Origin of the sequence: Mucilaginibacter sp. L196 (genome assembly GCF_009765905.1) — a bacterium.
In the GTDB taxonomy this organism is placed as follows: domain Bacteria; phylum Bacteroidota; class Bacteroidia; order Sphingobacteriales; family Sphingobacteriaceae; genus Mucilaginibacter.
The window spans coordinates 46,746-67,164 of sequence record NZ_LMUO01000007.1 but is presented as its reverse complement, the minus strand read 5'-3'; the positions used below and the strand labels follow the sequence as shown (position 1 = coordinate 67,164).

21 protein-coding genes are annotated in these 20,419 nt (G+C 40.9%); all 21 read right to left on the bottom strand.

Going from position 1 to position 20,419, the window contains the following annotated elements; genetic code table 11:
• Positions 1-439: 439 nt before the first annotated feature.
• The 21 genes from GSQ74_RS03325 to GSQ74_RS03225 all read right to left on the bottom strand — a co-directional run bounded on the left by GSQ74_RS03325 (position 440) and on the right by GSQ74_RS03225 (position 20,419).
• Positions 440-940 (bottom strand): biotin/lipoyl-containing protein, encoded by a 501-nt coding sequence (locus GSQ74_RS03325; protein WP_158990050.1) that lies wholly within the window; start codon positions 938-940, stop codon positions 440-442.
• 291 nt (positions 941-1,231) lie between these two features.
• On the bottom strand, positions 1,232-1,897 hold the full coding sequence (locus GSQ74_RS03320; RefSeq protein ID WP_158990058.1) for a DUF4159 domain-containing protein: 666 nt from the start codon (positions 1,895-1,897) through the stop codon (positions 1,232-1,234).
• 2 nt (positions 1,898-1,899) lie between these two features.
• The gene (locus tag GSQ74_RS03315) at positions 1,900-2,607 is read right to left on the bottom strand and encodes a 16S rRNA (uracil(1498)-N(3))-methyltransferase (RefSeq protein WP_158990048.1); all 708 of its coding nucleotides are present in this window, start codon (positions 2,605-2,607) and stop codon (positions 1,900-1,902) included.
• 1 nt (position 2,608) lies between these two features.
• A complete protein-coding gene (locus tag GSQ74_RS03310; protein ID WP_158990046.1) occupies positions 2,609-3,949 on the bottom strand; it encodes a hemolysin family protein in 1,341 nt (446 codons plus the stop codon).
• Positions 3,950-3,952: 3 nt separating this feature from the next.
• Complete coding sequence (locus tag GSQ74_RS03305; protein ID WP_158990044.1) at positions 3,953-4,501, bottom strand: inorganic diphosphatase; 549 nt, start codon at positions 4,499-4,501, stop codon at positions 3,953-3,955.
• A 22-nt stretch (positions 4,502-4,523) separates the two neighbouring features.
• Positions 4,524-5,159: a DedA family protein gene (locus tag GSQ74_RS03300; protein WP_158990042.1), complete on the bottom strand. Its 636-nt coding sequence runs from the start codon at positions 5,157-5,159 to the stop codon at positions 4,524-4,526.
• Positions 5,160-5,213: 54 nt separating this feature from the next.
• Positions 5,214-6,593: an NADH-quinone oxidoreductase subunit N gene (locus GSQ74_RS03295; RefSeq protein WP_158990040.1), complete on the bottom strand. Its 1,380-nt coding sequence runs from the start codon at positions 6,591-6,593 to the stop codon at positions 5,214-5,216.
• Between the two features lie 57 nt (positions 6,594-6,650).
• Positions 6,651-8,126 (bottom strand): NuoM family protein, encoded by a 1,476-nt coding sequence (locus tag GSQ74_RS03290; protein ID WP_158990038.1) that lies wholly within the window; start codon positions 8,124-8,126, stop codon positions 6,651-6,653.
• A gap of 23 nt (positions 8,127-8,149) precedes the next feature.
• A complete protein-coding gene (nuoL, locus tag GSQ74_RS03285; protein ID WP_158990036.1) occupies positions 8,150-10,054 on the bottom strand; it encodes an NADH-quinone oxidoreductase subunit L in 1,905 nt (634 codons plus the stop codon).
• A gap of 122 nt (positions 10,055-10,176) precedes the next feature.
• A complete protein-coding gene (gene nuoK / locus GSQ74_RS03280; protein ID WP_158990034.1) occupies positions 10,177-10,506 on the bottom strand; it encodes an NADH-quinone oxidoreductase subunit NuoK in 330 nt (109 codons plus the stop codon).
• On the bottom strand, positions 10,506-11,009 hold the full coding sequence (locus tag GSQ74_RS03275; protein WP_158990032.1) for an NADH-quinone oxidoreductase subunit J: 504 nt from the start codon (positions 11,007-11,009) through the stop codon (positions 10,506-10,508). Before GSQ74_RS03275 ends, nuoK begins: the two co-directional genes overlap by 1 nt.
• Positions 11,010-11,068: 59 nt before the next feature.
• Positions 11,069-11,566 (bottom strand): NADH-quinone oxidoreductase subunit I, encoded by a 498-nt coding sequence (locus GSQ74_RS03270; RefSeq protein WP_158990030.1) that lies wholly within the window; start codon positions 11,564-11,566, stop codon positions 11,069-11,071.
• Positions 11,567-11,577: 11 nt separating this feature from the next.
• Complete coding sequence (gene nuoH / locus GSQ74_RS03265) at positions 11,578-12,606, bottom strand: NADH-quinone oxidoreductase subunit NuoH (RefSeq protein ID WP_158990028.1); 1,029 nt, start codon at positions 12,604-12,606, stop codon at positions 11,578-11,580.
• Entirely contained in the window at positions 12,606-13,604 is a 999-nt protein-coding gene (locus GSQ74_RS03260) for a 2Fe-2S iron-sulfur cluster-binding protein (protein ID WP_158990026.1), read from the bottom strand. Before GSQ74_RS03260 ends, nuoH begins: the two co-directional genes overlap by 1 nt.
• 105 nt (positions 13,605-13,709) lie before the next feature.
• Complete coding sequence (nuoF, locus tag GSQ74_RS03255; protein ID WP_158990024.1) at positions 13,710-15,068, bottom strand: NADH-quinone oxidoreductase subunit NuoF; 1,359 nt, start codon at positions 15,066-15,068, stop codon at positions 13,710-13,712.
• Positions 15,069-15,255: 187 nt separating this feature from the next.
• A complete protein-coding gene (nuoE, locus tag GSQ74_RS03250; RefSeq protein ID WP_158990022.1) occupies positions 15,256-15,783 on the bottom strand; it encodes an NAD(P)H-dependent oxidoreductase subunit E in 528 nt (175 codons plus the stop codon).
• Positions 15,776-16,987 carry an NADH-quinone oxidoreductase subunit D gene (locus GSQ74_RS03245; RefSeq protein ID WP_158990020.1) on the bottom strand — a complete coding sequence of 404 codons (1,212 nt, stop codon included), beginning with the start codon at positions 16,985-16,987 and terminating at the stop codon, positions 15,776-15,778. Before GSQ74_RS03245 ends, nuoE begins: the two co-directional genes overlap by 8 nt.
• A 3-nt stretch (positions 16,988-16,990) precedes the next feature.
• On the bottom strand, positions 16,991-17,494 hold the full coding sequence (locus GSQ74_RS03240) for an NADH-quinone oxidoreductase subunit C (RefSeq protein WP_158990018.1): 504 nt from the start codon (positions 17,492-17,494) through the stop codon (positions 16,991-16,993).
• Entirely contained in the window at positions 17,494-18,036 is a 543-nt protein-coding gene (locus GSQ74_RS03235; RefSeq protein WP_158990016.1) for an NADH-quinone oxidoreductase subunit B, read from the bottom strand. The genes GSQ74_RS03240 and GSQ74_RS03235 overlap by 1 nt, the downstream gene beginning before the upstream one ends.
• A gap of 228 nt (positions 18,037-18,264) precedes the next feature.
• A complete protein-coding gene (locus tag GSQ74_RS03230; RefSeq protein WP_158990014.1) occupies positions 18,265-18,636 on the bottom strand; it encodes an NADH-quinone oxidoreductase subunit A in 372 nt (123 codons plus the stop codon).
• 73 nt (positions 18,637-18,709) lie between these two features.
• The gene (locus tag GSQ74_RS03225) at positions 18,710-20,419 is read right to left on the bottom strand and encodes a lipopolysaccharide assembly protein LapB (RefSeq protein ID WP_158990012.1); all 1,710 of its coding nucleotides are present in this window, start codon (positions 20,417-20,419) and stop codon (positions 18,710-18,712) included.

Genomic DNA, 20,419 nt, shown 5'->3' with positions numbered 1-20,419 from the left:
GTTGTACTATGCGGTGGTGACCCACATAAGGTAAATACCTATCTTAAAATCTCCCCTGAATAATCTTCCGAACACCTATGGTGAAAACACCGCACCACTACGGAGTAAACACCCCCCACCAAAGGTGGGGGCTTTATCTATCACCTGGATAATATCGCAAAAACAGATTAGGACTTACCCAAACACTGAATAGCGGTTTCTGGCGTAGCCTCCACCCCTAACCTACCACCTTAGGCGGTGGTTTAGCTATTAGAATCAAACTATGGTGTGGTGAAAACACCGACCATAAGCTAAATAGGAAAGATTTAAGTGATGGATGGTATGACTGATCCGATTTGTCATTGCTGTAACGAAGTAATCGCACGTAAAAAGGCGGTCTTGCAAAGTTCGCGATTGCTTCGTACCCCGCAATGACAAGAAATATTTATAGGCTGGCTAATTATTTAAACAACAACAACACCTGCCCTTTTTCAACCTTATCGCCTGGTTTAATCTTTACCGTTTTAACAGCAACATCGGCAGTGGCTTTTATAATGTTCTCCATTTTCATGGCTTCTAAAATAAACAGGTTATCACCTTTAAGTACTTCGCTACCTTCGGTAACAAACACTTTTAGCACCAGCCCCGGCATTGGGGCCTTTACCTCACTAACTTTTGCGCTGTTAAGGTTATTTAATCCCAACTTATCCAGCAATACATCAAACTGATCTTTTACCGATACCGTGTACACATTATTGTTAACCTTTATTTCCGCGGTTTTATCAGCAGCGTTAAAACTAACCACCTCGGCATTATATGATTTTAAGCGATCAATAATATGATAAGCAGAGGCATTTAATTGCTTCACATCAGCATTAACAACTTCGCCGTTGATCAATAATTCATCGTTATTTTTATCAATCTCGAAATTGTATTTATCGTTAACTTTTACCTTTATCATTGACCGCTGATTTAAATGATTTATTGATTGCGTTGATTGGTCTTGCTAATTTATAATTCTTTCATCAATCATCAACGAAATCCGTTAATCATTTAAATCAACGATCGTGGAAGCTGTTAAAAAAATAATAAAACTATCGTCATTGCGAGGAACGAAGCAATCTCTATACTATACAGAGAAACCTGCAAGCCCGACCTGCCTATGTAGAGATTGCTTCGTTCCTCGCAATGACGCTTTGTTCTTGGTTTTTATATAAAACAACATTGAATCATTTAAACCAATGGTCGCGGATTAGCGGTTTGTGAATATGTATTGGATCAGATTAGCACCCATTTTAAGTGCTTTTAAGCGCGTTTCCTGGCTGTCGCCGGCGTAGGTTCCATAATCCTCCCAGCCATTGCCTAAATCGCATTGGTAATCGTAAAAACAAACTAGTCGCCCCTTATATATCAGGCCGAAACCTTGTGCCCTTTTGCCGTCATGCTCGTGCACTTTGGGCAAGCCATTGGGAAAATCATATTTTTGATGGTAGATGGGATAGTTAAGCGGTAACTCCACAAAATCCAGTTCGGGAAAAACCTTTTTCATTTGCGGGCGGATGAACTGGTCGAGCCCGTAATTATCGCAGATGTGCAAGAAACCGCCACCAGTTAAATAAGCCCGCAGGTTTTTCGCCTCCTGATCGGAGAAGATCACATTACCATGCCCTGTCATAAAAACAAAGGGGTAGTTGAATATCTCTGCGCTGCCGACCTCTACCGTTTCATCCTGTATCTGGAAATTGGTTTTTAGGTTATCGTTGCAAAATTTAGCCAGGTTGGGCAGGGCTGTGCGGTCGCCATACCAATCGCCGCCGCCATTGTATTTCAGTTTGGCCATTTTATAGGTAGGCTCGCTAAAACTGCTCATTAAAAGCAGTGTCAACAAAACGGTTACTGTATAAATGCCTTTTCTCATCATTATCGATTTAAAAAATTCGCTTCGAAGCAAGCTTCCAGCGCCGCGGTTTCTGTACGCAGGCGGCTCTCCCCTAAAGTTATGGCTTTAAAACTATTACTTAACGCATCTTCTATCTCTTTTGGTGTAAAATCACCCTCGGGGCCTATTAAAATTAAATATTTCCCTCCGGGGATGATGGCTTCTTTCAGCTTTATCTTATCTCCTATCTCGCAATGTGCTATAAATTTCTGACCGTCAAACTCACGCGTCAATAATTTAGTCAAAGGCTTCGGTTCATTTAAAATAGGATGATATGCTTTGATGGATTGCTTTATAGCGGCGGTGATAATTTTATTAAGCCTATCGGTTTTAGCTTCTTTACGCTCTGATCGCTGGCAGATGATGAGCGATATTTCATCAACACCTATTTCGGTAGCTTTTTCTAAAAACCACTCCAAACGCTCAATATTTTTTGTTGGGGCGATGGCGATATGCAAATAATGATTGCGTTTATTAAACTCCAGTTTTACCGAGTTTATTTGCAGGATGGTGCGCTTAGGATGCGCATCCTTAATCTCAGCAGCATACAAACCACCACCACCATCTATCAGTTGTACCTCATCGCCCACATTTAATCGCAGCACACGTATGGCATGCTTACTTTCTTCTTCGCTCAGAAAATATTGGGGATGCGTTGGCTGTATGTCGGGAGTGTAAAAAAGATGCATATTAATGCAAATCTACAGCATCTTCCTCATTTATCAGTAGTTCAAGTTTTACTGATTCAATATTCTGATCGGATTTTTTTAGTACGGTAATGTTATAACCGTTTGATTCCTTTTGCTCGCCTACATCAGGTATCTTACCAAAAATATCACCTAACCAACCCGAAACCGTATCATAATCACCGTCTTCAGGTAAATCATGCGGCAGGTGGCTGTTTACATCATATATTGGGGCAAGGGCATTTACGATAAATTCACGGTCGTTTACACGTTCTACAATAGGTTTTTCCTCATCGTACTCGTCTTGTATCTCGCCTACCAGTTCCTCAACAATGTCTTCAAGGGTAACCATACCGGCAGTACCGCCAAATTCATCCAGCACAATGGCTATCTGTATGCGCTTTTGCTGCAACTCGGCCATCAGATCATTGATCTTTTTAGTTTCGGGGATAAAGTATGGCTTGCGGATAATATCTTTTAAAACAATCGGCTCATTACGTGCCAGCAAGGGTAAAATATCCTTGGCGTGTACAATACCAACAATCTTATCGATCACATCGTCATAAACAGGTATGCGGGAATAACCTTCGGTAATTAATATCTCCAGTAGCTCATCTTTCTCTGTATCAATATCAACCCCGGATATTTTAGTACGCGGAACCATGATATTTTTCACCACACGCTCATTAAACTCAAATACATTTTGTATCAGCTCATGTTCGTTAGAATCAATCGCGCCTGTTTCTTTACCTTGCTCTAAAAGATATTGTAATTCTTCTGAGCTGTGGTGGGTTTCGCCCTGCGCGGCATCAATACCAATAAGTCTTAATATAAAATTGGCGAAAGTATTTAAACACCAGATGATAGGTTTAAACACCACGTAAAACAACCTTAACGGAACGGCAATTGCCATTACCGTACGTGTAGAGCGCTGTATAGCGATTGATTTGGGCGCCAATTCGCCAAAGGTGATATGAAATACCGTGATAACCGCGAACGCTACAAAATGGCTTATATTAAGTATTAATGGCGAGGTTATAGCAATACCAATCGACAAAAAGCAATGCAGCATTACCGCTGTTACTACCGATTGCCCAAACCAGCCCAAAGCCAGCGAAGCGATGGTAATACCCAACTGCGTAGCAGCCAGGTATCCATCCAGATTATGCAGTATCCCGCGGGTGGTTTTAGCTAAGCGGCTGCCCGTTTTAGCTTTGATTTCTATCTGCGAACCGCGCACCCTTACCATGGCGAATTCTGCGGCTACAAAAAAGCCGTTTAATATTACCAGAAAAACGGTAAGGAAAAGGTAGAAATAATTTATTGTGAGTTCCGCGGGGTCCATTAGTTATTGTTGATACACTGGGAAAGTAGACTTATAAAGCTCCATACTTTCTTGAATTACTTTGTGGGCATAACGCATACCCAATAAATGCTCAATAGTTACATTTTTTCCTTCTAAGCTTTTATAATCCTGGAAGAAACGAACTATCTCTTTAGTAGCGTGAGGCGGTAACTCATTTAAATCGTTAATATAATTAACCGACATATCATTTTTTGCTACCGCGATGATCTTATCATCCTGCTCGCCGTTGTCAACCATATGCATTACACCAATAACCTTAGCTTCGATGATAGACATAGGGAACACGTCAACAGAACATAGCACTAATATATCCAAAGGATCATGATCATCACAATAAGTTTGCGGGATAAAGCCGTAGTTAGCCGGATACATTACTGATGAAAACAAAACACGGTCGAGTTTTAACAAACCAGATTCCTTATCTATCTCATATTTCGCTTTTGATCCTTTCGGGATCTCGATTATCGCATTTACAACTTCAGGAAAATTATCGCCGGGAGAAACCTGGTGCCAGGGATGTTGAGTACTCATTTAGTAATATTATATTTTTTATTTAATTGTTATGCTGTACATGTTGCCTTTTAAAAAAGGCTAAAATTAATGGGATCGACGTTAGTACAAAAAAGCCAATTACTATGTATTGTGCATAATGCTTTACGTCGGGATACTTTACGCCTAAGAAATAACCTGATAAACACAGCGTTACTACCCATGCCACACTACCCACTATATTGTATAAAGTGAATTTTTTAATATCAACTTTAACAACACCTGCAAAGATAGGCGCAAAAGTTCTAATTATCGGGAAAAATCTGCCCAAAATTAGTGCCATACCACCGTATTTTAGATAAAATTGCTCCGCCATTACCACATATCGCTTTTTAAACAGCAAAGAATCGTTTTTGGTGAACAAAATTGGGCCTGTACGATAACCAAACCAATACCCTGCAAAGTTGCCCAAAATGCCTGCAGCAATTATTGACAAGATGAGTGTAGTGATATTTACATCGAATATGCCATTGGCACAAAGCAAGCCAGCCATAAACAGCAGATAGTCTCCTGGTAAAAAAAAGCCAAAAAACAATCCTGTTTCAGCAAACACAACGGTAAGCAAAAAGTAAAAACCGCCTCTACTTATAATGGATTGAGCGTCGGTTAAATTTTGAAGATGTTCCCAAAAATTTTCCATTCACTATATTTGTAAATCTACAAATATTATATTGAATGGTTATTACCTGAATTATTAAATAAGTCCGGTAATAAATGTTGGGTAAATACCAATTAGTATAGTTACTAATGCCGACAGGCCTAAAACAAACTTGTAATAAGTTGGGATGATCAGCTCCTCTGTTTCCGCGCTGCGGAAATACATCGCAACTATAACCCTGAAATAGTAGAAGATACTTATTATAGCGTTTATCACAGCTAATATCACCAACCAAATTTGGTAATGTGACAATGCTGATGAGAACATAAAGAACTTACCAATAAAGCCCGCCGTTAACGGTATACCCGCCAATGAAAGCATAGCAATGGTTAATGTGAATGCCAGGAACGGGTTCTTTCTAGCCAATCCGTTGAATGCATCAAAATTATCGCTGCCTGATTGCTGGCGAACCAGTATCAGCGCCGCGAACGCGATGATTGAAGCAATTGAATAAGCCGTAGCATATACGAATACCGCATTGGCAGAACTTGCACCTAAAGCCACAATAGCAAACAATAAGTAACCAGCATGTGATATGCTTGAGAAAGCCATCATGCGTTTAAAGCTTTGTTGATATAGTGCTGTTATATTGCCAATAAATAATGTCAGGATAGTGATAACCAATAACGCCGGCATCCAAAAAGATGAAAGCGGCTGAAAGCACTCAGTAAACAAACGAAGAAATGCCGCGAAACCTGCAGTTTTAACTGCTGTAGACATGAATGCGGTGATCAGTGTTGGTGAACCTTCGTAAACATCCGGAGTCCAGAAGTGGAATGGAGCAGCGCCTACTTTAAAGCAAAGGCCTACGATGATCAGCATAATGCCTACGTAAAACATTGGGTCGATAGTGCGTGGATTAGCGATAACGTAATCGCGTATGGCTTCTAAATGGAACGATCCGGTTGAACCGTAGATCAACGCGATACCAAACAATAGAAACCCGGTTGAGAACGCGCCCATCAGGAAGTATTTCAAAGCGGCTTCGTTTGAAGCAAAATCATTCTTTTTGATACCTGCCAATATGTACAAACTTACCGACATGATCTCGATACCGATGAAAAGCATTACAAGGTTATAGTACGATACCATTACCACAATTCCAGCCAGCGAAAACAAGATTATCGCATAGTATTCTGCTATATGGCTGCTTATTTTTTCAAAGTAGCCTTTAGATAATAACAGGATAAGTATGGTTGTGGTAATTGTAATGGCACAAAATGCTATTGAATAATTATCAAACAACATCATATCATGAAAAATTGGTTGCGCGCCATTATTCCATTGCGATATGGCTAAACCCAAAGCAACCAAAAGGCCGATAACAGTAACTGGCAACAGTGCTTTTTGGGCTTTAAACAAGCCTAAATACAAAAGCACAATAGATAAAACAGATATGATTATTAAGGTATTCATGTTGTCTTTTTAATTCTGATCTCTAAATTTTAATTTTTATAATTCCTGTACTAAAATTTAGTGCTGTACCAGTGGTATATTCATTGCCTTGCTATGGATATTTGTTATAAGCTGGTCAACTGCCGCTTGTGAAAGATGCAGTATAGGGCCCGGATATACGCCAATACCAATAATTAATATACAAATTATAGCTAAAGTTAATTTTTCTGATCCTGTTATGTCGGTAAATGTAGCTGTTAACGCATTAGTTTCGCCCTGCATAACATTTTTGTACATGCGTAACAAGTATACCGCTGCAAAAATAATGGTTAAGCCTGCAACTGCGCCTAATACTATATCCGCCTGGAACGCTCCATTCAGTAATAAGAACTCACCGATAAAACCATTGGTTAATGGCAAAGCAGCTGAACCCAATACAATTATTAAAAACGCAGTAGCAAATTTAGGTGCAACCTTGGCTATACCGCCAAGTTGCGCGGTATCATAAGTATTTAAACGCCTGCTGATGATATCCCATATAAAGAATAAACCCACTACGTTTATACCGTGACTAAGCATTTGTATTAACGCGCCTTGCATACCTTCGGTGCTTAGCGTGAATATACCTACAGCAATAAGCCCTACGTGCCCTATTGATGAGTAGGCTACCAGGCGTTTGCCGTTCTTTTGTCTAAAGGCAATTAAAGCACCATAAACCACACCTATTAAAGCCAATATAATTACTGTATTGCCCCATTTAAAAAAGCCAAGTGGTGCACTAGGTATAGCCCAACGCATCATACCATATAACCCCATTTTTAACATGATACCTGCTAAAAGCATGCTACCAGCTGATGGCGCTTCGGTATAGGTATCCGGCTGCCAGGTATGAAAAGGGAATATTGGAATTTTAATAGCAAAGGCAATAAAGAAGCCCAGGAATACCCATGATTGTTGTGAAGTAGTTAAACTAAGGCGATAAAATGCCATCAGGTCATAAGTGCCTTCAGGCGCTTTCATGTACAAGTAAATGATAGTTACCAGCATAAACAGCGAACCTGCAAAAGTATAAATGAAAAACTTAAGGGTAACCTTTATGCGATTCTCTCCGCCCCACAAGGCGCAGATAAAGTATATTGGTATTAATGCCGCTTCCCATCCAACATAAAACAAGAAACCATCAAGCGCTGTAAATACAACCAGTAAACCGGCTTGCATAAACAATATCAACGAATAAAATGCGGCTGCTTTACGGTAGGTATGCTGATAAGTAGTAAGTATAATTATGGGTACTAACAGGGCTGTAAGCAACACCAGTACCATACTTATACCATCTATCCCGGCGGTAAAGTAAATGCCAAATTTGGGTATCCACGGCACATCAACAGCGAACTGTAATGACGCGTCAGGAACAAATTTAGTTAACAAATAAGCAACAACGCCCAATTCGGCAACTGCGAAAAATAAAGCAACATGTTTTGCAACTTCATTTTTGAATATCAATACAGCAAGGGCTGCAACTATCGGTAAAAAAATTAATATACTAACCGTCATTTTTATATTGTAAACGCTATGGTTTATATTTTAACAAAACTATATACTAGCACGGCAATAATACCGGCCACCATCATAAATATGTAGAAGCCTACGTTACCTGTTTGCAGTAAACGTAAACCTTTGCTGGCTTCAACAGGCGAATCGCCAATGCCATTTACCAATCCATCAATACCCATCTTATCAATCACATTGTACAGGAAGTCCGAAAGAGCATCCAGTGGTTTACGGATGATGGCATCATAGATCTCATCAACATAAAACTTATTGTATGATAAGTTCACCAGGAAATTGCGGTTCTCACCGTCAGGTGAAGGCACTTCGCCATTTTTACTGTATTTGATGAATGCATAAAGGAATGCCAACACTGCTGATCCGACAGAAACGCACATCAAAATAATTTCAGTGCTGCCTTTCATTTCAACAACAGGCACAATCGCTGCCGATTTCGCAAATATCGGTGCAAGGTAGTTTGCCAACCAGTGACTCCCCCCTAATGATTCCGGTACGTTTAAAAAACCACCTATTACTGATAATACAGCTAATACGATTAGCGGTATAGTCATGCTTGGGGGTGATTCATGCAAATGATGCTCCTGCTCATGTGTACCGCGGAACTTTCCATAAAATGTAAGGAAAAGCAAACGGAACATATAGAATGAGGTAAACATGGCTGCGATAACACCTAACACGTACATGATAGGGCTTTGCGCAAATGTATGAGCTAAAATTTCATCTTTAGAGAAGAAACCCGCGAACGGAGGTATACCAGATATAGCAAGCGTACCGATCAGCATAGTGATAAACGTAATAGGTAATTTGCCTCTTAAACCGCCCATCTTACGCATATCCTGCTCGTTGTTCATACCGTGGATAACAGAACCCGCACCAAGGAACAATAATGCTTTGAAGAAAGCGTGTGTCATTACGTGGAAGAAAGCGCCTGTGTAAGCACCAACGCCCAAACCTAAAAACATATAGCCTAATTGTGATACGGTTGAATACGCCAGTACCTTTTTTATATCAGTTTGAGTTAAAGCGATCAGCGCGGCGAATATAGCAGTAGCCAAACCAATGATGGCGATAACGTGCATGGTATCCGGAGCCAGTGTAAACAAGATGTTTGAGCGGGCAATCATATAGATACCTGCGGTAACCATTGTTGCAGCATGTATCAATGCGGATACCGGGGTTGGGCCGGCCATCGCGTCGGGTAACCAGGTAAACAATGGTATTTGCGCCGATTTACCGGTTGCACCTACAAATAATAATATAGTGATCAATACAAATGGTACTGAACCTGCATGTGCAGCGGCAGCTCTTGGGAATACATCTGAGAATGCAAAACTTCCAAAATATTGGTAGATCAGGTAAATCCCTAATAAGAAACCTAAATCGCCAATCCGGTTCATGATAAATGCTTTCTTAGCAGCATCAGCATAGTCTGGGTTGGTAAACCAGTAACCGATTAACAGGTATGAGCATAAACCTACGCCTTCCCAACCGATAAACATTACTACATAGTTTGAACCTAAAACCAGCAATAACATGAAGAATACGAACAGATTAAGGTAGGCAAAGAATTTACCGAAACCTTCATCTAAATGCATATAGCCAATAGAGTATAAATGAATAAGGAAACCTACGCCAGTAATAATCAGCAACATTAATGAGCTTAACTGATCAACCACAAAAGCGAATGGTACGTGGAATGCGCCAACATCAATCCAATCGAATAATTGAACATTGATTGCTTGGCCTGAAGATTTTACCTGTAAAAAAGCGGCAACACTTAATCCGAATGAAACCAATACCAGAAAGCTACCGATAAAACCTATCGCTTTTTCGGATAAGCTTTTACGGCCAACGCCATTAATAATAAAACCGGCTAAGGGTAGTACAGGAATAAGCCAGATGTATTTATCCATTTTTTATAAGCCCCCACTAAATCTCCCCCGGCAGGGGAGACTTGAATTTTTATTTAATTGTTAATATTTAAAACACGCCTTAGTCAAGTCCTCCCTTCCGGGGAGGGTTGGATGGGGCTCTATTACCACTTCAACCTGTTCAATACGTTAGTATCAACAGAGTTGGTGTTACGATATATCATTACTATAATAGCCAAACCTACCGCGACTTCGGCGGCGGCAAGTGCCATAACAAAGAATACGAATACTTGTCCGCTAGCATCGCCATGATAAACTGAAAACGCGGTAAGCAACAGGTTAACTGAATTCAGCATTAATTCTATCGACATAAATATGATGATAGCATTACGGCGCAATAACACACCCATTACCCCTATTGAAAATATAATAGAGCACAGCAGGATGTAATGATTAAGCGGTACTGATTTTATGGTATTGGTTAAACTTTCCATTACACTGATTTTGGTTTTGGATCTTTAGTAGCTAATAAAACGGCCCCAACCATTGCTGATAATAGTAACAGCGAGGATATTTCAAACGGTAATAAAAACTCGTTAAATAATACTTTACCTAAATTTTGTACAAGCCCTAATCCGGGATCTTTAAGTAAAACAGGATCGGCAACGCCCACTTGTTTAAGGCAGCCCACCAATACCACTAGTAAACAACCTCCGCCTAAAACAGCGGCAATTTTTACCATGTTTGATTTTACTGGCTCCGAATCCTTATTCAGGTTGATCAACATCAGTGTGTATAGGAACAACACCAATATGGCGCCCATGTATACAATAAAGTTTACTACCGCCAAAAACTGGGCGTTAAGTAAAATGTAATGTACCGTGAAAGTGAAAAATGTAAGTACAAGATAAAGTATGCTATGCACCGGATTTTTGGCAGTTATAACCAATATCGAAAAGAATATGGATAAAAACGCGATGAAGTAAAATGTATTCATGTTTATATTTACAAAATACCTTATGCCCATAAAAGGATGGGCAAAGGTATAAAACTTCTTTATTGATTTAGGGGTGCCTCTACTAATTTGTCCTTACCGTATATAAAATCTTTACGCAGATAATCTGCCGGTACAATATCACCATCTAAATAGATCGCCTCTTTAGGGCAAGCCTCTTCGCACAATCCGCAGAAGATGCAACGCAGCATATTTATCTCATAAACAGCGGCATATTTCTCTTCGCGATATAAATGCTCTTCACCTTTCTGGCGCTCAGCGGCCGTCATGGTAATGGCTTCTGCCGGGCATGATAATGCACATAAACCGCAGGCGGTGCAACGTTCTTTACCGTTCTCATCGCGTTTAAGCGAGTGCATGCCACGGAAATTTTCTGAAAACTCACGTTTTTCTTCAGGATAGCTGATAGTTACCGGTTTCCTGAAAAAGTGTTTCATGGTAATTGATAAGCCGCTGATGATTGCAGGCAAATAAGCCCGCTCCCAAAAATTGAGTGGCTTTGATTCAATTAACTTTCTTTTATTACTTAATGATTCCATTATCCCTCTATCTATAAATAATTGCTAATAAGACCGGTTAATACAATGTTGGCAATTGCCAAAGGTATTAATACCTTCCAGCCAAGGTCCATCAGCTGATCGTAGCGAAAACGCGGGATTGTCCAGCGTACCCACATAAAAAAGAATATGAATAAAAATATCTTAGCAAATAACACAGCTACACCAATCAACGGGCCGATTGTAGGGCCGGTGTGAACCAATACCCAATCCATACCCGGGTAGTTGTAACCACCCCAATATAAGGTAGCCATTACTGCCGATGAGATAAACATGTTGATATACTCCGCGAACAGGTAAAAACCTAACTTCATGGATGAATATTCTGTGTGATAGCCACCTACCAGCTCGGTTTCGCACTCAGGCAAATCGAATGGTGTACGGTTGGTTTCCGCAAATGCGCAAACGATGAACAGTAAGAAGCCTAATGGCTGGCGCAACACATTCCAGTGCCAGTCATGTTGTTGTGCAGCCAATTCGCGCAAGCTTAAAGTACCGGTTAACATCAACAGGGCGATGATAGAAAGACCCATTGAAATTTCGTAACTGATATTTTGCGATGCAGCACGTATAGCGCCTAGTAATGAGTATTTGTTGTTTGATGCCCAGCCTCCTATCATTACGCCATAAACGCCTAATGATACTACACCGAATATATATAATACACCTACGTTAATGTCAGCAACCTGCAGTTCAACAACTCGTGAACCGATCTGAATATTTTGTCCCCATGGAATAACAGCCGAACCTAAACAAGCTGTTAAAATAGCCAATGAAGGACCCGCAATAAACAGGAACGCGCTGGCATTAGTTGGGATGATCTCTTCTTTCAGGAACATTTTAGCACCATCGCATAAAGGTTGTAATAAACCCCATGGACCCGCACGGTTAGGGCCTATCCTATCCTGAAAAAATGCCGCTATTTTACGCTCGGCATAGGTAGAATACATGGCTACAACCAAGCTGATAGCGAAAATGATCACTACCAATATAAATTTTATTATAATATCTCCTAATTCCATTATAAGCGTGTTTCCCGTTCAAATTGTTCCTGGTTTGCCTCTATTAATACCGGGTTGCTTTTAACAACCGGAAGTGGCTTCATTGTATCGTAGTGGTTTGAGCTGATAACCGAGTGGTTTGATACCTTGCGCGGGCCTTCAATAACCCAATCAGCTGTTTTCTTTTTATCGAAACGGCATTCGTTGCAAATAAAATCTTCTACTTCGCCATAAACATCTTTACGTGCGGTAACACGTAAAACCTCTTCGCCTTTATACCAAAGTGTTACTTTACCTTTGCAGTTTTCGTGGTTGCAATCGCGGTGTGCCTCAACCGGCTTGGTAAACCAAACACGATTTTTAAAGCGGAAAGTTTTATCAGTTAACGCACCTACCGGACAAACATCAATCACGTTACCTGAGAAATCATTATCAACCGCTTTTTGTATGTAGGTAGATATTTCAGAGTGATCGCCACGGTTAAGGATACCATGTTCGCGGTGATTGGTGATTTGGTCAGCAGTGAAAACACAACGGTAGCACAGGATGCAGCGCGTCATGTGTAATTGTATTTTATCGCCGATGTCTATTTTCTCGAATGTACGACGGTCAAACTCATACCGGGTTTTAACAGCGCCATGCTCGTAACCTAAGTTTTGCAGATCGCACTCACCAGCCTGGTCGCAAATAGGGCAATCCAGCGGATGGTTGATCAATAACATCTCCACAATACCTTTACGTGCTTCAATTACCTCTGGCGAAGTAATATTTTGCACTTCCATCCCATCCATTACCGTGGTACGGCAAGATGCTACCAGTTTAGGCATAGGGCGAGGATCTTTTTCAGAGCCTTTGCTTACTTTAACCAAACAGGTACGGCATTTACCACCACTGCCTTCCAGCTTAGAATAATAGCACATTGCAGGTGGCACAATATCACCCCCAATAATCCTTGCGGCATTAAGGATGGATGTTCCTGCTTCTACTTCAACGGATATTCCGTCTATTGTTACTTTCATTATTTTAATTAATTGGCCCCCTCTAAATCTCCCCCGGAAGGGGAGACTTTGGAAGCATTTTGCTCAAACTTTAAGCCCTCCCTTCCGGGGAGGGTTGGGTGGGGCCTATACAGTTTCCACCTTTGGCAACGGATCAGCGTAATGCGCTATTCCGTAATTCCTTTTAACCGCTTCAGCGCCGTTTGTTACGTGCCACTCAAACTCATCCCTAAAGTGGCGGATCGCGCTGGCCACCGGCCATGCTGCCGCGTCACCAAGCGGACAAATTGTATTTCCTTCAATTTTCTTAGATACATCAACCAACAGATCTATGTCGCTCATTTTACCGTGACCATATTCCAGGCGGTGTAAAACTTTTTCCATCCATCCGGTACCTTCACGACATGGCGAACATTGTCCGCAGCTTTCATGGTGATAGAAACGGGCGAAGTTCCAGGTATTGCGCACAATGCATTGGTCTTCATCAAAAGCGATAAAACCACCTGAACCCATCATGGTACCACTCACAAAACCACCTTCGGCTAATGATTCGTAGCTCATCAGGCGTGGTTCGCCAGTTATAGTTTTCATGAACAGGTTAGCAGGTAAAATTGGCACTGATGATCCACCTGCAACAACCGCTTTTAAACGTTTGCCATTGGCAATACCACCGCAATATTCTTCGGAGTATAAGAAATCTTCAACCGGTAAACCTAAGTCGATTTCGTAAACACCGGGATTTTTAACGTTACCACCGGCAGAGATCAGTTTTGTACCTGTACTACGACCGATACCAACTTTCGCATACTCTTCGCCGCCTTCATTGATGATCGGCACTACTGCCGCAATCGACTCTACATTGTTTACCACTGTTGGGCAACCATACAAACCAGCAATAGCCGGGAATGGCGGTTTAATGCGCGGGTTACCACGTTTACCTTCCAATGATTCTAACAAAGCGGTTTCTTCTCCGCAGATATAAGCACCACCACCGGGTTGTACATATAACTCCAGATCGTAACCTGAACCTAAAATATTTTTTCCTAAAAATCCTTTATTTTTTGCTTCCGCGATGGCACGTTCAAGGATGCGGATCTGCGGCATCATTTCACCACGAACGTAGATGTATGATGTTTTAGCACCTAAAGCGTAACTGGCAACAATCATCCCCTCAATTAATAAGTGAGGGAGATAGGTCATCAAATAACGATCTTTAAAAGTTCCGGGTTCTGATTCATCGGCATTACAAACCAAGTAACGGGCAACACCTTCGGGTTTAGCCAAAAAGCTCCATTTCATCCCGGTAGGGAAACCCGCGCCACCACGGCCACGCAAGCCTGATTTTTTAACCTCTTCCACCACATCGTCAGACGACATGGTTTTTAATGCCTTTTCAACAGCAGCATAACCTCCCTTTGAGCGATAAACATCAAAAGTGTTAATGCCGGGTACGTTTATATGTTCTAAAAGTAATTTACGTGCCATTGCTATTTAATATAATTTCTTTGTGTGCTTGTAATGACTAATGTGCCTTACAATACAGCTTGCACATGCTATTGCTATTAACGGTATCAAAATGGCACCGTGTTTTTTTATCTCGTCAGTGGCAAATATTAACACTACAACTAAAACTAATACAATATCTGTTATAATTAAAGTTGAGCTATTCATATCAGTTACTAGCTTTTGCCTTTAAATCCGAGATCAATTGATCAACAGATTCGTTGGTTAATTTTTCGTAAAAAGTATACTCAGGGCTTATTTGCAATACCGGGCCATAACCACAAGCTGCTAAACATTCCACTCCGCGCCAGCTGAATAATCCGTCGGGCGTAACATCACCTTCCTTAACACCCAACTTTTGCTCAATATGATCCATTATTTTCTCGGCACCTACTAAGCAGCAAGGGCCTGTACGGCAAACTTCCAGCATATATTTGCCTTGCGGGCGCATAAAGTACATGCTGTAAAAAGTAGCTACTTCGTAAACTTCAATATCTTGTATATGCAGATAGTCGGCAACCTTATCCATTGCGGGGGCGCTTACCCAGCCAAATTCGGCTTGTACCAGGTGCAGGATCGGCAATAATGCTGATTTCTGTTTTCCTTCGGGATAACGGCTAACTATATCATCAAACTTTGCTACAAGCTCCGGCGAAAACTCTACCGGGATCGCTTCTGAATTGTCAACTCTAAGCATCTAATTCTCCGGCTATAACGTTTAAACTACTCATGTTAATAATCGCGTCAGACAGTAACATACCACGGCTCATTGGCGCATACATCTGGTAATTGATAAAACTTGGCCTGCGGAAATGCAAGCGGTATGGTGATCTGCCACCATCATTAACCAAATAAAAACCTAATTCGCCATTGGCACCCTCAACCGAGTGATATACTTCGGAATTCGGGGTATCTATTTCGCCCATCACTATTTTAAAGTGATAAATAAGGGCTTCCATGTTATTGTAAACTTCTTCTTTTGGAGGCAAGTAGAACTCAGGCACATCCGCGTGGAATATATCTGTTGGTTCTTTTTCCAGTTTCATTAAAGCCTGCTCAATAATGCGCATGCTTTGCCACATTTCTTCGTTACGAACCAGGAAACGTGCATAAACATCGCCATTCTCGCCTACAGGCACTTCAAAATCAAAATCTTCGTATGAAGAGTAAGGATTCATCGCCCTAACATCGTAATCAACACCTGCCGCACGTAAAAGCGGGCCGCTCCAGCTGTATGCTAATGCATCTTCAGCAGTTACTTCTGCTACGCCTTTGGTACGATCAAAAAATATGCGGTTACGGTTAAATAATGCCTCAAATTCTCTTAATACCGGCGGGAAATCCTTTAAGAATTTACGCAGTTTGTTAAAAGCTATGGCGTTAAAGTTACGCTCGAAACCACCTATACGGCCAATGTTGGTAGTAAGGCGCGAGCCGCAAACTTCTTCGTAAATTTCATAAATAGCCTCACGGTGTTCCATCATGTAAAGGAAACCTGTGAAAGCGCCGGTATCAACACCCAATACACCGTTACAAACGATATGATCTGATATACGGGCCAGTTCCATTACTATTACACGTAGGTAATCAACACGTTTTGGTGTTTCGATACCTAACAGCTTTTCAACCGTCATGTGCCAGCCCATGTTATTGATGGGTGATGAGCAATAGTTTAAACGATCTGTTAATGGAGTGATCTGGTAAAAAGGGCGGTGTTCAGCAATTTTTTCAAAAGCACGGTGTATATAACCAATGGTTGATACGCCGCTTATGATCCGTTCACCATCCAACTGCAGCACGTTTTGAAAAACACCATGCGTAGCCGGGTGCGTTGGCCCTAAGTTAAGGGTTGAGGGCGCGGTTTGCGGATCGTTATCTGTATATACCGGGTGGTTCTGCATCTTCTATCTTCCGAAAAAATAATCTTTTTTATCAACACGGTTAGGATCTTCCAGCGGATATTCTCTGCGCATCGGGAAAACCGTCATGTCATCAACATTTAATATCCTGCGTAAATCCGGGTGACCATCGAATATCACTCCGAAAAAGTCATAAGTTTCACGCTCCATCCAGTTAGCACCGTGCCATACTGTTGTTGCAGTAGGGATGTGATAATCTTCGGCAGGCAAGAAAACTTTTATGCGGATACGCACATTATTTACCAGGCTATGCACATGATAAATTACACCGATAGGGTTTGCCGTTTCGGGATAATGCACAGCGGTTATATCTGTTAAATAAATGAACTGGAGTACAGTATCATTTTTCAAAAATTCTAATAGCGCTATTATTTGCTCGCGGCCAGTTTCAATGGTTAATAAACCATATGGTTCGCCAACAACGGTTATTTGCTGGTCAAACTTTTCGTTGATCTTTTTTAAAAGTTCTTCGTTAGTGATCTTACCCATTACTGAATTCCGTATGAAGCTAATAATTTCTGATACTCCGGCGTGTTACGACGGCGCAGCGATTCTGTTTGCACTAATTTCTGGATGCCTATAAAGCCATCAATAATAGCTTCGGGGCGTGGCGGGCAGCCGGGTACGTAAACGTCAACCGGGATAATCTCATCAATACCCTGCAATACCGAATAGGTATCAAATATACCACCGCTTGATGCGCAGGCACCAACAGCCATTACCCAACGTGGCTCAGCCATTTGCAGGTAAACCTGACGAAGGACAGGACCCATTTTTTTGGATATGGTACCCATAACCATTAACAAGTCGGCCTGGCGAGGAGAAAAACTCAAACGCTCGGCACCAAACCTCGACAAATCATAATGAGAAGCCATAGTGGCCATAAACTCAATACCACAGCAAGAAGTGGCAAATGGCAGTGGCCATAACGAGTTTGAACGTGCTAAACCTATTGCTTTATCAAGCGAAGTAGCAAAAAACCCAGCACCTTCTACACCAGGAGGAGCTTCAACTAACTGAATATCACTCATGAACTATATAATACAAAAACCTATCCAAATGCGGAAAGGATAAGCAAATTTACAATTTTTTATACTGTATTTGATACACTATGTTATTGATAGAATATATTTAGAACGAATCTAAACAACCAGCCCCCTCTAAATCTCCCCCTGTAGGGGATACTTTTTAAAAAGTCCTTTTATATCAATCAATTATAATAAAGTCCTCCCTACCGGGGAGGATTTAGGAAGGGCTAACTAATCCCAATCTAACGCACCTTTTTTGATGATGTAGATAAAGCCCAATAACAGCGTAGCCATAAAAATGAACATTTCTATCATCCCGCTGCCACCCAATGCTTTAAAGTTTACAGCCCATGGGTACATGAAAATAACCTCCACATCAAACAATACAAACAGTATAGCTACCAGGAAGTATTTGATTGATATTGGAGTACGGGCATTACCAACAACTTCTATACCTGATTCAAACGGGGTTAATTTATCTTTTGTAGCGCGTTTAGGGCCTATTTTGTGTGTTACAAACATAGTACCAACCACAAACCCAACTGCTACGATCATTTGAAAAATGATCGGCAAAAAATTTACCGGCAAACTTTGTGCTTCCATGCTGCAAATATACTAATGGATCACTAATAAAAAAGGGCCTCATTTAAATGAGGCCCTTTTTTATTAGTATTTTTTATTTTTTACCTTTTCGTTTCATGTAATCCAAGGCTTCGGTATCACTAGGCGAATTAGCTAATGCATTAGTATATGCCTCTGTAGCTTTGGCATCATCTTTAGCTGCAAGTTCATAATAACGGCCTAAATAGTCATAAGCTTCTGCAAGGAATGGCTTATCACCATCTTTAACGCCTTTAGCTGTTGTTAAAGCAATATATTGCTCATAAAACGGCTTAGCTAAACCTTTAGATGATGCTCTGTCTGGCTCTTTAAAATCCTGCTCTCTAGCCTGGTATAAAGCCACAATAGCTACTGGTGCAGTTGCTTTATGTTGTATATAGCTAAATGCGCTATCAGACTTTGTTAATAAAGCTGTATCAGCTACCGGTTTTGGTACAGCTTTGCTGTAATATTCGGTAGTGTACTCTTTATAGAAACTTAACGCTTCTGATAGATAATCATTAAGGGTTGCTTTATGTGATTTATCAATGTATTCTTTATAAGCGTTAGCGGCTTCTAAATACTTTTTGTTGGTATAATCAGATTTAGCAATCTCCTGGAAAACATCTGCTTGAGTAGAGTCAAGGTCATATGCTTTTCTAAGATTTTGTACACCTAATGAATCTTTACCGGTAGCTATTTGCAAACGGCCTAAGTATAAATAATCAGCAGGGATAATACGCTTTGGATCGGCTTTGGTTAACCATGTATTTAAAGCTGCTAATCCTGCGGCATAATCCTTATTCTCATAAGCAGCATAGCCCAAATAGCGGTAAATACGAAGGTTTGTACCCGCTGATTTTGACATATCAGTTGCTAATTGTTGTAATATTTTATAATCAGCAGGATCCTTTGCTGAGATCAAGAAGTCGGCATAACGCATTTGTGACTCAACAGACATATCTGTTAAGCTCAAGAATTTTTGGTAATGCTCAACTGCTTCTTGTTTTTTAGCAGACATTTTAGCCTCACTGTTAGCCCAACGCAGGTCTGTTTCAGCCCACTCACGGTAAGCCGGCCCAAAGTTAGGGTCAATAGCTAATGCCGCCTGAAATTTAGCTTCAGCATCAGTATAGTTATTTGCAAATTTTGATATTACACCTTCAGCAACATCAGCAGATGCCAGTTTTGGATCGATCTCCAATGCTGCATCAAAATCGTTAGATGCTTCTGTGTTTTGCAGTTGCGATAAGTATGCGCTGCCTCTGGCTAATAATAGATCAGTATTTTTAGGGTTGATTGTCAATCCCTTTGTCAATACATCGATAGCTGCTTTAGCATCAGCAGGTGCGATAGCCGCATTTACTGAAGGCACCAACAAATAAGCTTTACCTACATATACATAAGGTTCAACATCTTTTTTAGTTGCTAAGGCAATAGCCTGGTTAAAATTTGTGGTGGCTGTAGCTTTGTCTTTATCAACAAACGCTACGGCACCCAAACCTGCATAGTTTAAAGCAGATTTAGGATTAACAGCCAGGCCTTTATTAAAGATTAATTTTGCTGAATCGGCTTCGTCCTGTTGCAGGTAAACCCAGCCCAGGTAAAAATAGTCCGCATCTTTAGTGGGCTCTGTAACCGTTAGGTTTTTAAGTATCGATTTGGCTTTTGAATATTGCTCGGCATTAATCGCTTTCTTAGCATCATCAAGGCTCTGCGCGTTAGCTACAGAACCTATGCATACCAATCCTAATGCTGCCACAGCTACTTTACTGGTAATTTTCAT

Coding starts and splice junctions, on each gene's coding strand:
- GSQ74_RS03325 (WP_158990050.1), bottom strand. CDS start 940: ATGATAAAGGTAAAAGTTAACGATAAATACAATTTCGAGATTGATAAA.
- GSQ74_RS03320 (WP_158990058.1), bottom strand. CDS start 1,897: ATGAGAAAAGGCATTTATACAGTAACCGTTTTGTTGACACTGCTTTTA.
- GSQ74_RS03315 (WP_158990048.1), bottom strand. CDS start 2,607: ATGCATCTTTTTTACACTCCCGACATACAGCCAACGCATCCCCAATAT.
- GSQ74_RS03310 (WP_158990046.1), bottom strand. CDS start 3,949: ATGGACCCCGCGGAACTCACAATAAATTATTTCTACCTTTTCCTTACC.
- GSQ74_RS03305 (WP_158990044.1), bottom strand. CDS start 4,501: ATGAGTACTCAACATCCCTGGCACCAGGTTTCTCCCGGCGATAATTTT.
- GSQ74_RS03300 (WP_158990042.1), bottom strand. CDS start 5,159: ATGGAAAATTTTTGGGAACATCTTCAAAATTTAACCGACGCTCAATCC.
- GSQ74_RS03295 (WP_158990040.1), bottom strand. CDS start 6,593: ATGAATACCTTAATAATCATATCTGTTTTATCTATTGTGCTTTTGTAT.
- GSQ74_RS03290 (WP_158990038.1), bottom strand. CDS start 8,126: ATGACGGTTAGTATATTAATTTTTTTACCGATAGTTGCAGCCCTTGCT.
- nuoL (WP_158990036.1), bottom strand. CDS start 10,054: ATGGATAAATACATCTGGCTTATTCCTGTACTACCCTTAGCCGGTTTT.
- nuoK (WP_158990034.1), bottom strand. CDS start 10,506: ATGGAAAGTTTAACCAATACCATAAAATCAGTACCGCTTAATCATTAC.
- GSQ74_RS03275 (WP_158990032.1), bottom strand. CDS start 11,009: ATGAATACATTTTACTTCATCGCGTTTTTATCCATATTCTTTTCGATA.
- GSQ74_RS03270 (WP_158990030.1), bottom strand. CDS start 11,566: ATGGAATCATTAAGTAATAAAAGAAAGTTAATTGAATCAAAGCCACTC.
- nuoH (WP_158990028.1), bottom strand. CDS start 12,606: ATGGAATTAGGAGATATTATAATAAAATTTATATTGGTAGTGATCATT.
- GSQ74_RS03260 (WP_158990026.1), bottom strand. CDS start 13,604: ATGAAAGTAACAATAGACGGAATATCCGTTGAAGTAGAAGCAGGAACA.
- nuoF (WP_158990024.1), bottom strand. CDS start 15,068: ATGGCACGTAAATTACTTTTAGAACATATAAACGTACCCGGCATTAAC.
- nuoE (WP_158990022.1), bottom strand. CDS start 15,783: ATGCTTAGAGTTGACAATTCAGAAGCGATCCCGGTAGAGTTTTCGCCG.
- GSQ74_RS03245 (WP_158990020.1), bottom strand. CDS start 16,987: ATGCAGAACCACCCGGTATATACAGATAACGATCCGCAAACCGCGCCC.
- GSQ74_RS03240 (WP_158990018.1), bottom strand. CDS start 17,494: ATGGGTAAGATCACTAACGAAGAACTTTTAAAAAAGATCAACGAAAAG.
- GSQ74_RS03235 (WP_158990016.1), bottom strand. CDS start 18,036: ATGAGTGATATTCAGTTAGTTGAAGCTCCTCCTGGTGTAGAAGGTGCT.
- GSQ74_RS03230 (WP_158990014.1), bottom strand. CDS start 18,636: ATGGAAGCACAAAGTTTGCCGGTAAATTTTTTGCCGATCATTTTTCAA.
- GSQ74_RS03225 (WP_158990012.1), bottom strand. CDS start 20,419: ATGAAAATTACCAGTAAAGTAGCTGTGGCAGCATTAGGATTGGTATGC.